17 protein-coding genes are annotated in these 17,668 nt (G+C 70.4%); 13 read left to right on the forward strand and 4 right to left on the reverse strand.

What is annotated here, in order from left to right; genetic code table 11:
- Window positions 1–85: 85 nt before the first annotated feature.
- The 6 genes from NKI68_RS04555 (at window position 86) to NKI68_RS04580 (ending at window position 8,099) form a co-directional block, all read left to right on the forward strand.
- A complete protein-coding gene (locus tag NKI68_RS04555; RefSeq protein ID WP_254545508.1) occupies window positions 86–3,271 on the forward strand; it encodes a PAS domain-containing protein in 3,186 nt (1,061 codons plus the stop codon).
- Window positions 3,268–4,353, forward strand: a complete 1,086-nt coding sequence (locus tag NKI68_RS04560; protein ID WP_254545509.1) for a HEAT repeat domain-containing protein — start codon at window positions 3,268–3,270, stop codon at window positions 4,351–4,353. Before NKI68_RS04555 ends, NKI68_RS04560 begins: the two co-directional genes overlap by 4 nt.
- Window positions 4,350–5,759, forward strand: a complete 1,410-nt coding sequence (locus NKI68_RS04565) for a glycosyltransferase family 2 protein (protein ID WP_254545510.1) — start codon at window positions 4,350–4,352, stop codon at window positions 5,757–5,759. The genes NKI68_RS04560 and NKI68_RS04565 overlap by 4 nt, the downstream gene beginning before the upstream one ends.
- Window positions 5,760–5,812: 53 nt before the next feature.
- The gene (locus tag NKI68_RS04570; RefSeq protein ID WP_254545511.1) at window positions 5,813–6,040 is read left to right on the forward strand and encodes a DUF8007 family protein; all 228 of its coding nucleotides are present in this window, start codon (window positions 5,813–5,815) and stop codon (window positions 6,038–6,040) included.
- A gap of 61 nt (window positions 6,041–6,101) precedes the next feature.
- Window positions 6,102–6,791 (forward strand): DUF5828 family protein, encoded by a 690-nt coding sequence (locus tag NKI68_RS04575; RefSeq protein WP_254545512.1) that lies wholly within the window; start codon window positions 6,102–6,104, stop codon window positions 6,789–6,791.
- A 102-nt stretch (window positions 6,792–6,893) separates the two neighbouring features.
- On the forward strand, window positions 6,894–8,099 hold the full coding sequence (locus NKI68_RS04580) for an inorganic phosphate transporter (protein ID WP_254545513.1): 1,206 nt from the start codon (window positions 6,894–6,896) through the stop codon (window positions 8,097–8,099).
- On the opposite strand, the gene NKI68_RS04585 is transcribed toward NKI68_RS04580, so the two are convergent.
- Window positions 8,088–9,458: a hemolysin family protein gene (locus NKI68_RS04585; RefSeq protein WP_254545514.1), complete on the reverse strand. Its 1,371-nt coding sequence runs from the start codon at window positions 9,456–9,458 to the stop codon at window positions 8,088–8,090. The two genes, NKI68_RS04580 and NKI68_RS04585, sit on opposite strands and share 12 nt — an antisense overlap.
- A gap of 86 nt (window positions 9,459–9,544) precedes the next feature.
- On the opposite strand from NKI68_RS04585, the gene NKI68_RS04590 reads away from it, so the two are divergent.
- The 3 genes from NKI68_RS04590 to NKI68_RS04600 are packed head-to-tail and all read left to right on the forward strand — an operon-like array spanning window position 9,545 to window position 10,974.
- On the forward strand, window positions 9,545–9,808 hold the full coding sequence (locus NKI68_RS04590) for a glutathione S-transferase N-terminal domain-containing protein (RefSeq protein WP_254545515.1): 264 nt from the start codon (window positions 9,545–9,547) through the stop codon (window positions 9,806–9,808).
- Window positions 9,808–10,320: a redoxin domain-containing protein gene (locus NKI68_RS04595; RefSeq protein WP_254545516.1), complete on the forward strand. Its 513-nt coding sequence runs from the start codon at window positions 9,808–9,810 to the stop codon at window positions 10,318–10,320. Before NKI68_RS04590 ends, NKI68_RS04595 begins: the two co-directional genes overlap by 1 nt.
- Window positions 10,321–10,365: 45 nt before the next feature.
- Window positions 10,366–10,974: an L-threonylcarbamoyladenylate synthase gene (locus NKI68_RS04600; protein WP_254545517.1), complete on the forward strand. Its 609-nt coding sequence runs from the start codon at window positions 10,366–10,368 to the stop codon at window positions 10,972–10,974.
- Between the two features lie 102 nt (window positions 10,975–11,076).
- On the opposite strand, the gene NKI68_RS04605 is transcribed toward NKI68_RS04600, so the two are convergent.
- Both NKI68_RS04605 and NKI68_RS04610 read right to left on the reverse strand, forming a co-directional pair.
- Window positions 11,077–11,754 (reverse strand): CRISPR-associated protein Cas4, encoded by a 678-nt coding sequence (locus tag NKI68_RS04605; RefSeq protein ID WP_254545518.1) that lies wholly within the window; start codon window positions 11,752–11,754, stop codon window positions 11,077–11,079.
- Between the two features lie 315 nt (window positions 11,755–12,069).
- A complete protein-coding gene (locus NKI68_RS04610) occupies window positions 12,070–12,666 on the reverse strand; it encodes a helix-turn-helix domain-containing protein (RefSeq protein ID WP_254545519.1) in 597 nt (198 codons plus the stop codon).
- 103 nt (window positions 12,667–12,769) lie between these two features.
- Between NKI68_RS04610 and NKI68_RS04615 the strand changes: the two genes are divergently transcribed.
- From NKI68_RS04615 to NKI68_RS04630, 4 genes are all read left to right on the forward strand, one after another.
- A complete protein-coding gene (locus NKI68_RS04615) occupies window positions 12,770–13,351 on the forward strand; it encodes a biotin transporter BioY (protein ID WP_254545520.1) in 582 nt (193 codons plus the stop codon).
- A gap of 4 nt (window positions 13,352–13,355) precedes the next feature.
- Window positions 13,356–14,078, forward strand: a complete 723-nt coding sequence (locus NKI68_RS04620) for an energy-coupling factor ABC transporter ATP-binding protein (protein ID WP_254545521.1) — start codon at window positions 13,356–13,358, stop codon at window positions 14,076–14,078.
- On the forward strand, window positions 14,075–14,779 hold the full coding sequence (locus tag NKI68_RS04625; protein ID WP_254545522.1) for an energy-coupling factor transporter transmembrane component T family protein: 705 nt from the start codon (window positions 14,075–14,077) through the stop codon (window positions 14,777–14,779). Before NKI68_RS04620 ends, NKI68_RS04625 begins: the two co-directional genes overlap by 4 nt.
- 78 nt (window positions 14,780–14,857) lie before the next feature.
- Window positions 14,858–17,041 carry a heterodisulfide reductase-related iron-sulfur binding cluster gene (locus tag NKI68_RS04630; protein WP_254545523.1) on the forward strand — a complete coding sequence of 728 codons (2,184 nt, stop codon included), beginning with the start codon at window positions 14,858–14,860 and terminating at the stop codon, window positions 17,039–17,041.
- A gap of 29 nt (window positions 17,042–17,070) precedes the next feature.
- Here NKI68_RS04630 and NKI68_RS04635 read toward each other — a convergent pair whose 3' ends face one another.
- Window positions 17,071–17,514 carry a GerW family sporulation protein gene (locus NKI68_RS04635; protein WP_254545524.1) on the reverse strand — a complete coding sequence of 148 codons (444 nt, stop codon included), beginning with the start codon at window positions 17,512–17,514 and terminating at the stop codon, window positions 17,071–17,073.
- Window positions 17,515–17,668: the final 154 nt, after the last annotated feature.

Here is a 17,668-nt window from a genome sequence, read left to right on the forward strand (position 1 = left end):
GCGGTCGTCTCTCGCCGTCCCGGTGGCGCGTGTTCCACCGGCTGAGCACAAAGTTCATGTCGGTGTGATAATTACGAGTTCGTGAATGAGCCATCGGTCGTCCGGTACCGACGGCCCGCTGCGGATCCTCTACGCGAACGCCGACGCGACGTTCGCGGCCCGCGTCGAGGCGTCGGTTCGACGCGTCGACGAGGACGTCCGGTTCGTTCGCGTCGACTCGGCGGATGCGGGGCTCGCGACGCTCGACGACGGACGGATCGACTGTGTCGTGGGATCCGATCGGCTGGCCGACTGCGACGGCGTGGCGTTCCTCCGGCGTGTCCGCGAGCGCGACCCGGAGGTCCCGTTCGTGTTGTTCCCGAAACGGGGGAGCGAGGAACTCGCGAGCGCGGCCATCGCCGCCGGTGTCTCCGGCTACGTCCCCGCCGGCGACGAGGACTCCTTCGATCTCCTGGTTCGCCGCGTACGGGCGCTGACGACGGCGTCGGGCGACGACGACCGAACCGCGCGGAACGGCGGGCGATTCGATCGGGCGCTCTCGCGCACCACCGACGGGGTGTACGCGCTCGACCCCGACTGGCGGATCACCCTCTGGAACGACCGTATCGTGGAGCGGACGGGTCGCCCCGCCGAGGAGGTGATCGGGGAGAACGTCTGGGAGGAGTTTCCGAGCGTCGCCGGCACCGAACTGGAGTCGCGCTACCGGGCGGCGATGGAGCGCGGCGAGCCGACGACGTTCGAGCAGTACATCGGCGGTCCGTACGACTACTGGGCGGAGATCCGGGCCTTCCCGGACGAGTCGGGGCTGTTGATCTACTCCCGGGACATCACCGAGCGCAAGCGGCGGGAGCACCGACTCCAGCGGTACGAGACCATCGTCCAGGGTATCCGCGACCCGACGGTCGTCGTCGACGAGCGCGCCCGGGTTCGCTTCGCCAACCGCGCCGCCGCGCTCCACCTGGACAGTGACCACGACGACGTCGTCGGGGCCTCGCTCGTCGCGTTCGTCCGTCGGGTGGCCGACGAGGAGACCGCGGAGCGGATCGAAACCGCGCTCCGACGGACGCTCTCGTCGGAGCGGACCGCCGGCGACGCGGGCGGCTTCTACGAGGAGCAGGTGTCTGCCGAACTCTCGCTCCCCCGCGGGACGGTCCACGCCGACTTCCGCTTCGCGCCGTTCTCGGTCGACGGGGCCCCCCGTGCCCTCATCGTCGTCCGGGACGTGAGCGAACGCGAGCGGGCCCAGCGGAGCCTTCGCCGCGAGCGGGAGTTCCTCCGAACGTTCCACCGGATCACGACCGACGCCGACCGCGAGTTCGACGAACAGATCGACGCCCTGCTGGAGCTGGGATGCGTACAGTTCGGGTTCGACAGGGGCGTCCTCTCCCGGATCGAGGGGGGTCGATACGAGGTGCGGGCCGTCCACGGGTCCCGCGGCGACGTCACGGCCGGGGCGACGTTCGACGTCGAGGACACCTACTGTCGACGCGTCGTCGCGACCGACGGGCCGAAGTGGTTCACGGACGCGGACGAGGTGGCGGTGATCGACTGGTTCACGAGCGCGGACGAGGTGGTGATGGGCGGCCCCTCCGTCCACCGGGCGTTCGATCTCAAGTCGTACCTCGGCGTTCCCGTCCGCCTCGGCGGCGAGTGCTACGGGACGCTCAGCTTCTCCAGCCCGTCGCCTCGGTCGGTCCCGATCGACGAGGACGAGGTGACGCGCGCGCAGCTGGTAGCCGAGTGGCTCGGCCGGGAACTGGCGCGAAAGCGCGCCGAACGGGACCTGCGGCGGACGAACAGCCGCCTCGAACGGCTCATCGAGACGACCCCGCTCGCCGTGATGGTCGTCGACGGCGACGGCATCGTGACCCTCTGGAACCGCGGTGCCGAGGAGCTGTTCGGCTGGCGGAAGGACGAGGTGATCGGCGAGTTCAGTCCGCTCGTGCCGGCGGAGAAGCTCGACGAATTCGCCGACCACCGACGGGAGGTCGCCGCGGGCAAACAGCACCGGGATCGGGAGATCGAGCGCCGGACGAAGGACGGCGAGACGCTCGATCTGCTCCTCTCGACGGCTCCCTTCCACGGCCCCGACGGCGACGAGGGGGTGCTCGCGGTGTTGACCGACATCACCGATCGCAAACGGTTCGAGCGCCGCCTGCGCGCGCTCCAGGAGACGGCGCGGCGGCTGAACGTCGCGTCGGACGCGGCGGCCATCGCCCGCCTCGCCGTCGAGGCCGCGGCCGACGTCCTCGACCTCGACAACTCGGGGTTCTGGCGGTACGACGAGCGCGCGGACGCGCTCGTCCCGGACGCGGTGACCGACGCCGCGAGCGCGTCCGTCGAGACGGTCCCCGCGTTCGAACGGAACGAGGGTCTCGCGTGGACGGCGTTCGAGTCGGGCGAGTTCGCGCTCTACGACGACGTCTCGACGGTCGAGGGGCGGTACAACGAATCGACCGCGTTCTGCGCCGAGATCATCGTACCGGTCGGGGAGTACGGCGTGATGTGTACCGGCGATACCGTCCCGAACGGGTTCGACGAGACCGACGTCGAACTGTTCCGGATCCTCGCCGCGGCCACCGAGGCGGCGCTGATCCGGGCGGATCGTGAGGCCGAACTCCGCCGGCAGAACGAGCGCCTCGACGAGTTCGCGAGCGTCGTCGCCCACGACCTCAGAAACCCCCTGTCGGTCGCGGTCGGGTACCTCGACATCGCCCTCGAGACGGGCGAGGAGACGCACTTCGACCGCGTCGAGGCGGCGTTACACCGGATGTCGACGCTCATCGAGGACGTCCTGACGCTGGCGCGGGGTGCCGAGACGGTCGCGGACGCGACCACGGTCGACCTCGAGCCGGTCGCCCGCGAGGCCTGGGACGCCGTCGGCCCGCCGGACGGTGTCGACCGGCTGGCGGTCGAGGGCGAACTCGGGAGCGTGCGCGGCGACGCCGGTCGGCTCTCACAGCTGTTCGGGAACCTGTTCCGGAACGCGGTCGAGCACGGCGAGGCGTGCTGGGCCTACCTGGACGAGCACCGCGCCGATCCGCCGGCGCTCGTCGTCCTCGACGTCATGATGCCGGGGCTCAACGGCTTTCGCGTGCTGCAGCGCATCGAGGCCGACGCGGACTTCGATCGCCTGCCGGTCGTCATGTTGACCTCCCGAGGGCAGGAAGACGACGTCGTTCGCGCGCTCGAGAGCGGCGCGACGGACTACGTGACGAAGCCCTTCGCGCCGAGCGAACTCCTCGCGCGCATCGAGCGGATACTCGGATGACGGCTCCCGCCGACGCGACGGTGACCTGGGGGGTACTCCTCCTCGGCGCGCTCCTGGTCTCGATGGGCGGTCTCACGCTCGCGCGCAGCGCCGCCACCGCCTCCGCGGCCCGCCGACGCACTCGCGCCGCCGCCGCCGTTCGGACGGACCTCCTCGATCGGTTGAACCGGGACGAACCGGCGTGGGACGAGTGGGTGGCGACGCTCGATCGGACCGAGCGGACGGCGCTCGAGGAGCGCCTCCTGGCGTTCTTCCGGCGATTGAGCGGCGGGGACAGGGAGCGACTGCGCGCGCTCGCCCGCGAACTGGACCTCGACGAACGGGCCGAACGGGCCCTCCGGGGCGGGACGCGAACCGAGCGGCTCCGCGGGTTGACGTGGCTCGCGTACCTCGACGTGGAGGTCGATCCCGAGGAGTTGCGGGCGCGCTGCGGCGATCACCCGACGACGCGCGCGGCCGCCGCGCGCGTCCTCCACGAGCGGGAGCACCCGGCGGCCGCCGAGGTCGGAACGGACCTGCTGCTCGGGGCCGGCGAACCGCTCCCGGTCCTCGGAATCGACACGCTGTATCAGCTTCACAAACTCGACCCGGAACGACTCGTGGACTACGCCGCGTCGCGGTACGGCGCGTGGTCGGAGTCGCTGCTCATCCAGGTCCTCGACGTCCTCGCGGAGTGTGACCCGGTCCCCTCCCCCGTCTCGCTCGACTGGGTGGCCGACTGCCTCGACGCGTCCTCCCCGCGGATTCGCGAGGCCGCGCTCCGCGCGCTGGCCGACTACGGCTGGCGGGCGGACGTCAGGCGGGCCGCCAACGTGGGGGTCCTGACCCGCGATCCGGCACCGAACGTCCGGATCGCGGCCTACCGTCTGCTCGGGGAGTGGGAGCCCGAGATCGCGGCCTCGCGCCTCGCGGACGGGTTGGCGACGGACGCGGACGCCCGCGCGCGCCTCGCCGCCGCGGAGGCGCTCTACGGGGCGCGCGAGGTCCGGGAGGACGGACGGCGCGGTGCGGAGCGCCCCGCGATCCCCGCCGGGGTCGAGGCCTGGGCGTGGGTCGTCGCGACCGAGGGGGGACGGTCGTGATTCACCGCGCGGTCGAGACGCTGCTCGTCGCGTCGGGCGCGTTCGTGCTCGGCTACTACCTGCTCGTCAACGGGACGTACCTCCTCGTTCACCTCGCGGCGCTGTTCAAGCTCCGCGACGACCTCCGCGATCGACGCTGGGGGCCGATGTACCAGCAGTTCTCCTCGCCGTTCCTGCCCGGAGTCGCGGTCGTCGTTCCGGCGTACAACGAGGCACCGGTCATCGTCGAGAGCGTCCAGTCGCTGCTGAACCTGAACTACCCCGACGTGGAGATACTCGTCGTAAACGACGGCTCCGACGACGGGACGCTGGACCGGCTCGCGTCGGCGTTCGACCTGACGGCGCTGGGGTCAGAGCCGCCGCTCGACGTCCCCACGGCTCCGATTCGAACCGTCTACCGCTCCCGGGATGCGGACGAACTGCTCGTCCTCGACAAGGAGAACGGCGGGAAGAGCGACGCGCTGAACGCGGGCGTCTGGCTCACCGACCAGCCGCTGTTCTGTGCGATCGACGCCGACTCGATCATCGAACGCGACGGGCTGCTCCAGGTCGTCCAGCCGTTCCTCGAACACCCCGAGGAGACCGTGGCGACCGGCGGCACGGTCCGCGTCGCGAACGGCTGTCGCATCGAACGCGGTCAGGTCCACGACGCCGGACTTCCGTCCGCGGCGCTCGGGCGGCTCCAGGTCGTCGAGTACCTCCGCGCGTTCTACGCCGGTCGGCTCGGCCTCGATCGGCTCGGCGGGCTGTTGCTCATCTCCGGCGCGTTCGGCGTGTTCCGCACGGACGTCGTCCGCGAGATCGGCGGCTACAGCACGGCGTGCGTCACCGAGGACTTCGAACTCGTGGTCCGCCTCCACCGCCGACTGGTCGAGACCGGGCGGTCATACCGGGTGCACTTCGTCCCCGAACCGGTCGTCTGGACGGAGGTGCCCGGCACGCTCTCGCAGCTCGCTCGCCAGCGCGCCCGATGGTATCGCGGCCTCGTCGACACGCTCTGGACCCACCGGACGCTGTTCGGCAACGCGCGCTACGGACGGGTAGGGCTGTTCGCCGTCCCGGCGTTCCTCCTGGTCGAGCTACTCGGTCCGCTCATCGAGGGAACCGGGTACGTGCTCGTCGCGGTCGGCCTCGCCCTGGGCCTCGTCGACCCCTCGTTCACCGCGACCTACCTGCTGGTGACGATCGGTCTCGGCCTCGTCCTCTCGTGGCTCGGCGTCTACAGCGAGGTCTGGAGCTTCCGGCGCTACGACGAACCGCGGCAGGTACTGTCGCTCCTCGCGGCCGGCGTTCTCGAGAACTTCGGCTACCGCCAGTGGAAGACGTTCGTCGCGTGGCGCGGTCTGGTGGAGTATCTCCGCGGCGTCGAGTCGTGGGGCGACCTGTCGCGCCGGGGGTTCGAGTGAGGCGGCTCGCCCCGTGCGAACGCTTAACCCGCTGGCGTCCGCACGCGTCGTACATGGGTGGAAAGAAGACGGAGGCGTGCGGCCGGTGTGCGATGACGTCCGTCGTCTCGGTCACGCTCGAGGACGAGGCCGACGACCGGGAGCGCGTCCGCGATCCCTTCGGCGACGCGCGCATCGAGGTCGACGACCGGGAGGCCCGCCTCGTCTCGCCCGGCGCGTGGCTCGGCGGGCTGAAGTCGCGACTGGACGAGGCGGCGACGCGACTCACGTACGGTCGGTAGAACCGCGTCGGCCGGTGCCGGGAGAGGTTTTTTATCCTCCACCGCGTAACCCCGTCCACTGATGGAAGAGAGCGTTTCGGGCTTCAGCGTCCGCGGTTCCTGGGGCGACGTCGTCGAACACGGCGAGCGCGTCTCCCGGGCGCTCATCGAACTCGGCCGCGACGGCGCGGACTTCGAGGAGTGGGACGACTGGCGACCGAAGAGTCACGAGCGCCTGGACGAGGACGTGAACGAGAAGACCGCAGAGCAGGCGAGCGTCGGCGAGGGGAAGGGCGAGCGGGCCGGGAAGGACCCGGACGAGGACCTCAAGACCGCCGGCGAGAAGCTCACCGAGTCCTACGAGCGCCTCGCCGACGACACCGACGAGGCGATGGACAAGTGGGGCGAGTCCATCGACTACGTCGCGCGGGCGGCCGACTCCGCCAGTCGGAAGGCGATTCGCCGGGTCGAGGGGGCCGTCTACCGGAACATGATGACGCAGATCGCGCCGTACTACTTCGACAACGACCTCGTCAGCGCGAACCTCCAGCGGGTCGGCCGCGGCGACGAGCGAACCTACGCCTTCGAGGTGAACGTCAACGACGACGACCTGAAGGAGCAGGTGTCGGATCGACTGGCCGACTACGAGGAGTCGGTCGACCGCTGGCACGTCGACACCGAGAAGGAGACGGAGGCGCTCGAGACCGTCGAAGGGGGCGACGGAGTGGACCTCCCGGAGAGCCCCGACGACGCGCGCCCGACGGCGAACTGATACCGTCCCGATCCCGGTTTCGAGCCTCCACTCCGGATCCGCACCGTACTCGCCGGCAAGCGAGGCCTTCATCACGGCATAGCGAGTAGACCGCTCAGATAGATGGTCTCCGCGCTCGTCGTCGTCACGCTCGTCGTCGCAAGCGTCGCCAGCCTGTTCATGGCGTGGGCCATCGGGGCGGGGTCCTCCGGATCGACGCCGTTCGCCCCGGCGGTCGGCGCGAACGCCATCTCGGTGATGCGGGCGGGGTTCGTCGTCGGCCTGCTGGGCCTGCTCGGTGCCGTCCTGCAGGGGGCGAACGTCTCCGAGGCGGTCGGACGCGGGCTCATCAGCGGCGTCACGCTCAGCCCGCTCGCGGCCACCATCGCCCTGCTGCTGGCGGCGGCGCTCGTCGCCATCGGCGTCTTCACGGGCTACCCCATCGCCACGGCCTTCACCGTCACCGGTGCGGTGATCGGCGTCGGCCTGGCACTGGGCGGCGACCCCGCCTGGGCGAAGTACCGGCAGATCGGGACCGTCTGGGTGCTCGTGCCGTTCGTCGGGGGCGGCGTCGCCTACGCGACCGCCCGCCTGCTCCGCAACGAGTCGGTCTCAGAGCGGGTCGCGATCCCCCTGCTCGGGGCCCTCGTGGGCGTCGTCCTCGCCAACATCCGCTTCACGATACTCGGCTCGTCCGGATCGCCGGCGTCGCTCGCGCAGGCGATCGGTTCCCGACTCGCCGTCCTCCCGGCGACCGCCGGCGAGGTCGCCGTCACCCTCCTCGTCGCCGCGCTGTTCGCGCTCCTGCTCGCGCGCGACCTCAGGAACGACGAGCTTCGGGGACAGCGTCACTTCCTGCTGACGCTCGGCGCGCTCGTGGCGTTCTCCGCCGGCGGGAGCCAGGTGGGGCTCGCCATCGGTCCTCTCCTCCCGCTACTCGAACAGTCCAGCGTGACCGTCTCGCTGATCCTCGTGCTCCTCTTCGGCGGGTTCGGCCTCCTGCTCGGGTCGTGGACCGGCGCGCCGCGGATGATCAAGGCGATCGCGCAGGACTACTCCTCGCTCGGCCCGCGGCGGTCGATCGCCGCGCTCATCCCCTCGTTCGTCATCGCGCAGGTGGCGGTCTTCCTCGGCGTCCCCATCTCGTTCAACGAGATCATCGTCAGCGCCGTCGTCGGGAGCGGCTACGCGGCCGGCGGCTCGGGCGTGAGCAGGGCGAAGATGGGAAAGACGGTCCTCGCGTGGCTGGTCTCGCTCGCCGGGGCGATCGCGCTCGGGTACGCGGCGTACGTCGTCGCCGAGGCCGCGCTGAGCGCGCTATTCGGGTGAGACGCCCTCCGGTTCGGGTTCCTCGTGCTCCGAGTCCTTCGAGAGGCGCGCCTTCATGATCCGGGTGTTGTCGACCTGTTCGACGCGGATGGTGACGTTCCGGTAGCTGATCTCCTCGCCCTCCTCGACGAGGCGGCCCGCGCGGTTGAAGATGAACCCGGCGATCGTCTCGAACTCCTCGCCCTCGGGGAGTTCGATCTCAAGGGCGTCGTTCACCTCGTCGATGTTGACCTCGCCGCGGACGAGCGCCGTGTCCTCGTCGACGAACTCGATCGGCTCCTCCTCCTCGCCCTCCAGGATCTCGCCGACGATCTCCTCGGTGATGTCTTCCATCGTCAACAGCCCCTCGGTCGTGCCGAACTCGTCTATGACGATCACCATGTGCATCCGGTTCTCGCGCATCTCGCGCAGGAGTTCGTCGACGTTCTTCGACTCGGGGACGTGGAGCGTGGGCTGGATGAGGTCGTTCAGGTCGAGCGTGCGCACCTCCCCGTAGTTGAGGTCGCGCACGAGGTCGCGGATGTGGACGACGCCCGCGACGTTGTCGAGGGAGTTCTCGTACACCGGGATGCGGGCGTGGCCGCTCTGGATGCACGTCTCGATCGCCTCCTCGATGGTCGCGTCCTTCGCGATGGCGGTCATGTCGAGCCGCGGGGTCATCACCTCCTTGGCGATGGTGTCGTTGAAGCGGAGGGTCCGCTGGAGCATCTCGCGTTCGTCCTCGTCGAGGACGCCCTCGCGCTCGCCCGTCTCGATGATGTCGCTGATCTCCTCGCGCGTGATGTAGGAGGTCTCGATGGCCGCCCGACCGCCGGTGACGCGGTTGACCGCCCGCGTCAGGAAGTCGAACGTCACGACCAGCGGTAGGAGGACGTACTCGCTGAGCTTCAGCGGCTGGGCGACGCGGAGCGCCCAGCTCTCCGTGTTCTCGATCGCGTAGGACTTCGGCGCGCTCTCGCCGAACAGCAGGACGACGGCGGTGATGGCGACCGTCGCGACGGCGACCGCCGCCCCGCCCGTGAGATAGAGGCCGAGCAACCCCGTCGCGATCGACGACATGGCGATGTTGACCAGGTTGTTCCCGACGAGGATGGTCACGAGCAGGCGGTGGGGGTCCTCCTTGAGTTGCTTGACCGTTGGCGCGCCCGGCCGCCCGTCCTCCGCGAGCTTCTCCACGCGGTGGGACGCGAGCGAGAACATGGCGATCTCCGACGACGAGAAGAACGCCGAGAGGACGATGAGCAGTACGATGACGCCGACACCGAGGAGGGTGAACTGGGTCTCGGACAGCACCACCGGTCCGATGTCGACCTGCAGGGCGGGGGTGAGAGAGAGGACTCCTGACGAACGATGGCCCATTGACGAATGCCCTTCTGTCCCATCGAGATTAAGCATTGTCATGGTCCGTCGAAGGGCTTAGGACGCCCACGCCCGAACGAACGGTCATGTCAGAACCGGCGATCACGCTCTATCGGCTCCAGGCGTGTCCGTACTGCGAGCGCGTCGTACGCGTCCTGCACGACCTCGATCTCCCGTACCGCTCGCGGTTCGTCGAACCGATGCACTCCGACCGAAACGTCGTGAAGCGGATCAGCGGCAAGCGCACCGTCCCGGCGATCGTCGACGAGAACACGGGCGTCACGATGTCCGAGAGCGCGAACATCGTCGAGTACCTCGAAACCGAGTACGGCGATCGGAGGGCCGCCTGATGGTGGACTTCGACGTGGTCGAACTCGGTCCCGCCGACCACCCCTCCGTCGGGGAGGAGGCCCCCGACTTCACCCGCCCGCTCGTCGACGACGAGTACTGGGAGGACGCCTCCCTCTCCGACCTCTACGCCGAGGGTCCCGTGCTGCTCGTCTTCCACACGATGGACGGCGCGTTCCCCTCGACGTACGTCTGGAACGAGATCCGCGACCGCGGCTGGGAGGAGCGGGTCGAGGTCGTCGGGTGCTCGATCTCCTCGCCCTACGAGCACAAGACGCTGATCGAGGAGCGCGGGATCGACTCGCGGCTGTTCAGCGACCCGCAGAACGGCGTCGCAGAGCGGTACGGCATCGCCAACGACCTCGACGGGATGGCCGGCGTGAGAGAACCTCGCCCCGCCGTCTTCCTGATCGACGGGGAGGGGACGATCCGGTACGCCTGGGTCGCGAGCGAGTGGCCGGACTTCCCCGACTACGACGAGGTCGAGGAGGCCATCGACTCGCTCGTCGGGTAGGCGAACCCGTCACGCTTTTTCGCGCCGCGCGCTCACCTCCGCCCGATGAGCGACGTGTCCGATTCCGACCTCGACGCGGCGGCCGCCGCCGTCCGCGACGGCGAGCCCGCCGTCTACCCCACGGAGACGGTCTACGGCCTCGGCGCGGACGCGCTCGACGCCGACGCCGTCGAGCGGGTGTTCGACCTGAAGGGGCGCGCCCGCGATAGGCCCGTCTCGCTGGCCGTCCCCGACGTGGCCGCCGCTCGCCGGTACACGCGCCCGACCGAGCGCGAACTGGCCTTCATGCGCGCGTTCCTCCCCGGCCCGGTGACGGTCGTGGTAGAGCGCCGCGCCGCTGTGCCGGACGCCCTCACCGCCGGTCGCGAGCGCGTCGGCGTGCGGATCCCCGACCACCCGGTGGCGCTCGACCTGCTCCGACGGGTCGCGCCCACGCCGATCACGGCCACGAGCGCGAACCGCAGCGGCGCGGGGAGCGCCCGGCGCGTCGCGGACGTCCACCCGACCGTCCGCGAGGGCGTCGCCGTCGTCCTCGACGACGGGGAGACGCCGGGGACCGAGAGCACCGTCGTGGACGTCTCCGCCGGGACGATCCACCGGCGCGGGGCGAACGCCGACGCGATCGAGGCGTGGCTGGCCGACCACCGGGGGTAGCGGTACCGCGCTACGGGTCGCGCGGCGCTCCTCGTCGGGACACGACCGCGGCGCTGGTCGCGTCGCGTCGTCTCGCGTCACCGCACGTCGCCCTACGCCGCCTCACGGCGCGTCGGACCGTCCCGCGAGCGACCGCAACGATCTGAGCGACCGCAACGATCGGGTTCGGACGCCACACTCCCCGCGGTGCTCGCAGGGCGTGCACTTATCCCGGTTGCGCGTCCGCGGCGGCGGTCCGTCGAGGCTCGCGGCGGTGCGCACCGCCCGCCGGTACAGCCTCGTGCGGCGGGCCGTCAGTTCCACCTCGCGGACCACCCCGTGGGTCGGGTACTCGACGTAGGCGCGCTCGACCGTCGTCTCGCGTTCCCAGGCGAGCGCCTTCGCGGCGGCCACCGCCCGGACGGTCTGTGGTCGCCAGACGCCGCGCTCCGGCGGCACGCCCGCCGAGACGACGCTCGGTGCGAGCGGCTCCTCGATCACCTTGTGGGCGATCCCGCGCGCACGCCGTCCTTCGAGGAACGCGTCCCGGACCGGGGGGTCAGCGAGCGCCTCGAACGCGTCGATCCGTGCCTTCGATCGCCCGAGCGCGATGCGGTAGCGCGTCGGCGGGACGGCGATCGGCTCCGCCGTGAGGTCGGTCGCCGGGTCCAGCAGTTCCTCGTACCGAAACGCCAGCGCGTGGCGCTCGTCGCGCTCGGGCGGGTCGGTGCCGTCCCGCCGGCGGTAGTACAGCTTCCGCGGGCAGTAGGCGGCCAGCGCGAGGTCGGTGAACGCGTGCACGGGGCTATCTGGTCCCGTTCCGGTACTTGAACCTACGCCGCGATCGCGTCGCGCCGGTCGGGGTCGTCGACCTCGTCCCGGACGCGACTGTCGCTATCGCGTCGCGTCGCATCGTCCCGAGTCGTCGCGCGAGTAGCGCGGGACTCGAAGAGTCCCGCGGACACCGCGAACGGCCGGCACTGCCGGCCGTGAGCGAACGAAGTGAGCGAGCGGACGCGCCGAACCCCCCGAGCGAAGCGAGGGGGTGAGGCGCGGTTTTGATCGAGCTTTTACCAGCGGATCGCCCGAAGGGCGATCCGCGCAGCAAAAGGTCGGCTAGAACGAAACGTCCGTCTCCATCCCGTCGGTCGCCTCCTCGAGGCCGTCCTCCTGGACCTCCTCGGTGTGGCCGGCGAGGTCGGCGTCGGTGAGCAGTTCCTCGAACTCGCTCCGGAAGCGGTCGTTGACGCTCCGCATCTCGATCCGCGTCTCCGCGACCGTCCGGTACTCTCGGACGGTCTCCTCGGAGACGTCGAGTTCCTCGGCGATCTCGGCGACGGTGTGCTCCTCGTCGACGAGTTCGCGCAGGCGGGGGAGTTCGAAGGGGACGTCCGTCTCGCGCTCGTGCAGGAGGTGCAGGTCGTGGCGCGCGCGCACGAGCGTCTCGCCGTCGACGCCGACGCTGTCGGCGAGCTGAGCGTCGTCCTCGCCGTCGAAGAACCCCCGGACGATCCGCCTGAGGTCGTCGGTCGAGAGGTCCGTCTCGAACGTGAACTGCTCGCGCATGCGCGCGATGAGTTCGCGCAGGCGGTCGTCGATTCGCTCCTCGTCCTCCGTCAGCGACCCGCGCGCCGCCTCCTGTTTCTCGGTCACCGTCTCCCCGTCGGTGACGTCGATGAAGATGTCGCGCAGTTCTGCGGTCTTCTCGTTCATTAGTGGCTAAAACGGAATGCTTGTGTGGTACTTGAATCTACTGCCTACCCGAGGTCGGTAAACCGACGAGTTAAATGCCGTTGACGGAGACGTGGGGGACGACATGGACACGAGAGACGAAACGGTGGACCTCGTCCCGGACGCGACCGTCGAGAACGTCGCGCGGGCGGCGCTGCTGGCGGCGCTCACGGGCGCGTTCGCCTACGTCGCGTTTCCGAACCCGGTGTCGCCGACCGACATCACGCTCCAGGTGCTCGGCGTGTTCCTCGCGGGGATCCTCCTCGGTCCCGTCTGGGGCGGTATCTCGATGACGCTGTACCTCGTCGCGGGGTTACTCGGCGCGCCCGTCTTCCTCGGCGGGTCGTCGGGCCTCGGGGCGTTCGTCGGCCCGACCGGCGGCTACCTCCTGTCGTACCCGATCGCCGCCGCCGCGATCGGGGCGATCGTCCACGGGGGGAGGGCGGCGCGCGACCCGAGTGCGGTCGGTCTGGCTCGCCTCGTGGGCGCGATGGTCGTCGGCACGGCGATCATCTACGCGCTCGGGACCATCGGGTTCGCCGTCGCGGCGAACGTCGGCCTCTACGAGGCGTTTCTCGTCTCGGCGGTGGCGTTCATCCCGGCGGAGGCGCTGAAGATGGCCGCCGCGGTCGGCGTGGTCAGGAGCGACGCCATCGCGGCGTCGTGAGCGCGTGATCCGAACCCGCGACCTCGTCCACCGCTACGGCGAGGCGCGCGCGCTCGACGGCGTCTCGCTCGCGATCGACGACGGCGAGTTCGTCGTCCTCGCGGGGGCCAACGGCTCCGGCAAGACGACGCTCGTCCGGCACTTCAACGGCCTGCTCGAACCCGATTCCGGGACGGTGTCAGTGAACGGTCGCGCCGTCGCGTCGGACGTGGTCGCCGCCCGCACCGCCGTGGCGATGGTCTTCCAGGACCCCCGCGAGTCGTTCGTCGCGGCGACGGTCGGCGCGGACGTTGCCTTCGGCCCGGAGAACCTCGGCCTGCCGCGCGAGGAGGTCGACCGCCGCGTTCGCGAAGCCCTCTCGGCGGTGCGGATGGACGGTCGGGACGACGAGCGCATCGACGCCCTCTCGGGTGGGGAGCAGGCCCGGGTCGCCATCGCCGGCGCGCTCGCCATGGAGCCGGACCACCTCGTGCTCGACGAACCGTTCGCGGGGCTAGACTGGCCGGCGCGCGAGGCCGTCCTCGACCGACTCGTCGCCCTCCACGCGGACGGGACGAGCGTCGTCGTCGTCACCCACGACCTCCGGGACGTGGCCGCGCACGCGGACCGCGTGGTGGCGCTCTCGGCGGGCCGCGTCGCGCTCGACGGGCCGCTCGACGCGGTCCGCGACCGCCTCGCCGACGTCGGCGTCAGACCGCCCTCGCGCCGGTCGCCCGCGGAGCCGTGACGACGTACGCGCCGGGCGCGTCGCTCGCCCACCGCCTCGATCCCCGGACGAAACTCGTCGTCCAGGCGGGCTTCGCCGCCGCCGCGGTCGCGCACACGACGCCGCGCGGGCTGGCGATCTGTACGGCGATCGCCGCGGTCGCCCTGGCGGCCGCGCGGCTCTCGCCGCTGGCCGCGCTTTCGGATCTCCGGGCGCTCCTCCCGCTCCTCGTCCTCGCGCCGCTGGTGCAGGCGCTCGCGCTCGGCCCGCCGTGGTTCGTCCCGGCGGACGCCTACGCCCCGGCGCTTGCGAGCTATCGCGTCCTGCTCGTCGTGCTCGTCAGCGCCGCCTACGTGCGGACGACGCCCGTGCGCGAGTCGCAGGCCGCGGTCCAGTGGCTGGTGCCCGGCAACCCCGGCCGCGTGCTCGCGCTGGGGGTCGGCCTCGTCTTCCGCCACGTCGCCGTCCTGCGGGGCGACCTCCGGCGGTCGCGGCGGGCGATGGCGGCCCGTCTCGGGAGCGAGCGACCGCTGTCGGATCGCATGCGCCTGCTGGCGACGGCCGGCCTCGCCCGGTCGCTGGATCGAACCGACGCGCTCTCGCTCGCGATGCGGGCGCGCTGTCTCTCGTGGAACCCCACGCTCCCCCCACTCGGCCTCGGCCCGCGCGACGTCCCCGCGCTCGTCCTCGCGTGTGGACTGTTCACCTGGGCGATCGTCTGAGGTAACGTCGGAAAAAAACTCGACGCGACGCGAATACCGTTGGTAAGACTTAACCCCGTGCTTCGTTGCTGATAGGGTATGACACACCCGTTACAGGCGGGGACGGAGGTGACGCGCGAGACCTTCTGGCTCATCGGGCCGGTCGGGGAGCTGCTGTTCTACTATCTCGCCGTCCTCACCATCGTCGTGTTCCTCTGGGGCGTCTACCGGCGCTTCGACCGCTACTCGCGGGGGAGCGCGGACGCCGTCGACCGCCTGAACGACCTGCCGGGGCGCGTCGCGCGCGCCGCGAAGGTCGTCGCGTCGAACGAGAAGCAGTTCAACCGCGACTTCGTCGGCGGGGTGATGCACGCGTTCGTCCTCTGGGGCTTCCTGACGCTGCTCATCGGGACGACCATCCTCGCCGTCGACATGGACCTCTGGACGAAGCTCCTCGGGCAGGAGTCGTTCTTCGTCGGTGACTTCTACCTGTCGTACTCGCTGGTGATGGACGCCATGGGCTTCCTGTTCGTCGTCGGCCTCGGGGTCGCCCTCTACCGCCGCTACGTGGTCACCATGGACCGCCTCTGGGGCAAACACACGAGCTGGGAGGACGACTTCCTCGTCTGGACGCTGTTCCTCCTCGGCGTCGGCGGCTACGTCGTCGAGGGGATCCGCATCCTGGGAACTGGCTTCCCGTCGTTCGAGACGGTGAGCTTCGTCGGCTGGTTCGTCGCGCTCTCCTTCCAGGGCGTCGGCGTGGACGGTGCGCTGGCGCGGGCGGTCTACCCCGTCGCCTGGTGGTCGCACGCGCTGCTGGCGTTCGTCTTCATCGCCGCGATCCCGTACGCGAAGCCGTTCCACATGATCTCGAGCTTCGCCAACGTGGTGACGCACGACGAGCGGGCGGGGAAGCGCCTGCCCGGCATCCCCGTGGACCTGGAGCACACGAACGCGGAGGACATCGACGACTTCAGCTGGAAGGAACTGCTCGACCAGGACGCCTGCACGAAGTGCGGTCGCTGTTCGTCGGTCTGCCCGGCGAAGGCGTCCGGCCGCCACCTCGACCCGCGCGACGTGATCCTCGACCTCAAGAGCTACCGCGAGTCCCTCGACGCGGGCGGCGAGGAGAAGCCGATCATCGCGGACGGCGGCGGCGTCATCGAGACGGAGACGATGGAGTCCTGCATGGCCTGCATGGCCTGCATGGACGCCTGCCCGGTGGACATCGAGCACCTCAACTCCTTCACCCGGCTGAACCGCCAGATGACCGACGAGGGGGCGATCAAGCCGAGCATGCAGGACGTCTTCCAGAACGTGATGCAGAAGGGCAACACGTTCGGCGACCCCGCACGCAAGCGCGCCGACTGGACCGAGGACCTCGACTTCGAGATCGCCGACGCCCGCGAGGAGGCCGTCGAGTACCTCTGGTACGTCGGCGACTACCCGAGCTTCGACGAGCGCAACAGGCGGGTCGCCCGGTCGCTCGCGACCCTCTTCGAGCACGCGGACGCCTCCGTCGGCATCCTCTACGACGACGAGGTGTACGACGGCAACGACATCCGGCGGGTCGGCGAGGAGTTCCTCTTTCTCGAACAGGCCGGGACGCTCGTCGAGTCCTTCGAGGCCTGCGAGTTCGAGACGCTCGTCTGCACCGACCCCCACTCCTACAACACGTTCAAGAACGAGTATCCGGACGTCGACTTCGAGGAGTTCGCGGACGACCCCATGATGGACTTCGACGTCGACGGGCGCTGGAACGCTGACGGCGAGGTCGAGGTCTATCACTACACGCAGGTCGTGGCGGAACTCGTCGCCGAGGGGCGGCTCCCCCTCGACGGGACGGAACTCGACTACACCGTCACCTACCACGACCCGTGTCACCTCGGCCGGTTCAACGACGTCTACGAGACCCCGCGAAACCTCGTCCGGGCGACCGGCTGCGACCTCCACGAGATGCCGCGCAACCGCGCCAACTCCTTCTGCTGTGGCGGCGGCGGCGGCGGCCTCTGGATGGACTTAGAGGAGGACTCGAAGCCGAGCGAGGAGCGCCTGCGCGAGGCGCTCTCGGACACCGACGCCGGCGCGGCCGTCGAGAAGTTCGTCGTCGCCTGTCCGATGTGCATGACGATGTACGAGGACGGACGCAAGACCGGCGGCTTCGAGGACGAGATCGAGATCGTCGGCCTCTCGGAACTGCTCGCGGAGGCCGTCTCGACGCACGACGGGGCGACCGCCGCCGACACGGAGGCGGACCGGTCGGCCGCGCCCGCCGACGACTGATCTCCCCGCCGTCGTTCGTCGCTCGGCCGCTACGACCGTCGGCGTCGGAGCACAGCGCCCGCGAGGACGCCGAGCAGGAACGCGCCCGCGAGACGCCGACGGTCCGCGAAGCGCACGAACCGCACCCCCTCGTCGGTCACCTCCACGACGCCCAGCGGTGTCACGCTGACGCCCCCGCCGCCGCCCCACCCCTCGACGGGAGTGCCCGCCGCGTCGCCTGCCGTCCCGCCCTCGCCGTGGTCCTCCCTCTCCCTCTCTCCCTCGCTACCGTCCCGTCCGCGCGTCGGCCCGTAGCCGCCGCCGAAGCCGAATACGACGCGGGCCACGGGGATGACCGTCCGGTCGCCGACCTCCACGGGGTCGGCGTAGACGGCCCTCGCGGTCGCCGAGTCGCTCAACCGTTCGACGAACCCGTCCAGGCGTTCGCGCAGGTCGGTCGCGCTGTCGCCCGCCGCGCTCCCCCTCTCTCCCATTCGTCATCTCACCGACGTGAATTGGCGGAGCCGACGGAAAACCGTTGCTCGACGGTGCCGATTCCCGTTCGGTCGCCTGTACCACCGGTCGAACGTACTGACGTACCCGACTTCGACACGTATCGTTCGTCGGTAACGTTTTGCCCGGACGAAT

Origin of the sequence: Halomarina pelagica, from assembly GCF_024228315.1 — an archaeon.
In the GTDB taxonomy this organism is placed as follows: domain Archaea; phylum Halobacteriota; class Halobacteria; order Halobacteriales; family Haloarculaceae; genus Halomarina; species Halomarina pelagica.

Bases quoted from the DNA above. Each gene is read 5' to 3' on its own strand.
- NKI68_RS04575 (WP_254545512.1), top strand. From the start codon at position 6,102: ATGGAAGAGAGCGTTTCGGGCTTCAGCGTCCGCGGTTCCTGGGGCGAC.
- NKI68_RS04610 (WP_254545519.1), bottom strand. From the start codon at position 12,666: ATGAACGAGAAGACCGCAGAACTGCGCGACATCTTCATCGACGTCACC.
- NKI68_RS04590 (WP_254545515.1), top strand. From the start codon at position 9,545: ATGTCAGAACCGGCGATCACGCTCTATCGGCTCCAGGCGTGTCCGTAC.
- NKI68_RS04615 (WP_254545520.1), top strand. From the start codon at position 12,770: ATGGACACGAGAGACGAAACGGTGGACCTCGTCCCGGACGCGACCGTC.
- NKI68_RS04560 (WP_254545509.1), top strand. From the start codon at position 3,268: ATGACGGCTCCCGCCGACGCGACGGTGACCTGGGGGGTACTCCTCCTC.
- NKI68_RS04595 (WP_254545516.1), top strand. From the start codon at position 9,808: ATGGTGGACTTCGACGTGGTCGAACTCGGTCCCGCCGACCACCCCTCC.
- NKI68_RS04570 (WP_254545511.1), top strand. From the start codon at position 5,813: ATGGGTGGAAAGAAGACGGAGGCGTGCGGCCGGTGTGCGATGACGTCC.
- NKI68_RS04585 (WP_254545514.1), bottom strand. From the start codon at position 9,458: ATGGGCCATCGTTCGTCAGGAGTCCTCTCTCTCACCCCCGCCCTGCAG.
- NKI68_RS04555 (WP_254545508.1), top strand. From the start codon at position 86: ATGAGCCATCGGTCGTCCGGTACCGACGGCCCGCTGCGGATCCTCTAC.
- NKI68_RS04630 (WP_254545523.1), top strand. From the start codon at position 14,858: ATGACACACCCGTTACAGGCGGGGACGGAGGTGACGCGCGAGACCTTC.
- NKI68_RS04580 (WP_254545513.1), top strand. From the start codon at position 6,894: ATGGTCTCCGCGCTCGTCGTCGTCACGCTCGTCGTCGCAAGCGTCGCC.
- NKI68_RS04600 (WP_254545517.1), top strand. From the start codon at position 10,366: ATGAGCGACGTGTCCGATTCCGACCTCGACGCGGCGGCCGCCGCCGTC.
- NKI68_RS04635 (WP_254545524.1), bottom strand. From the start codon at position 17,514: ATGGGAGAGAGGGGGAGCGCGGCGGGCGACAGCGCGACCGACCTGCGC.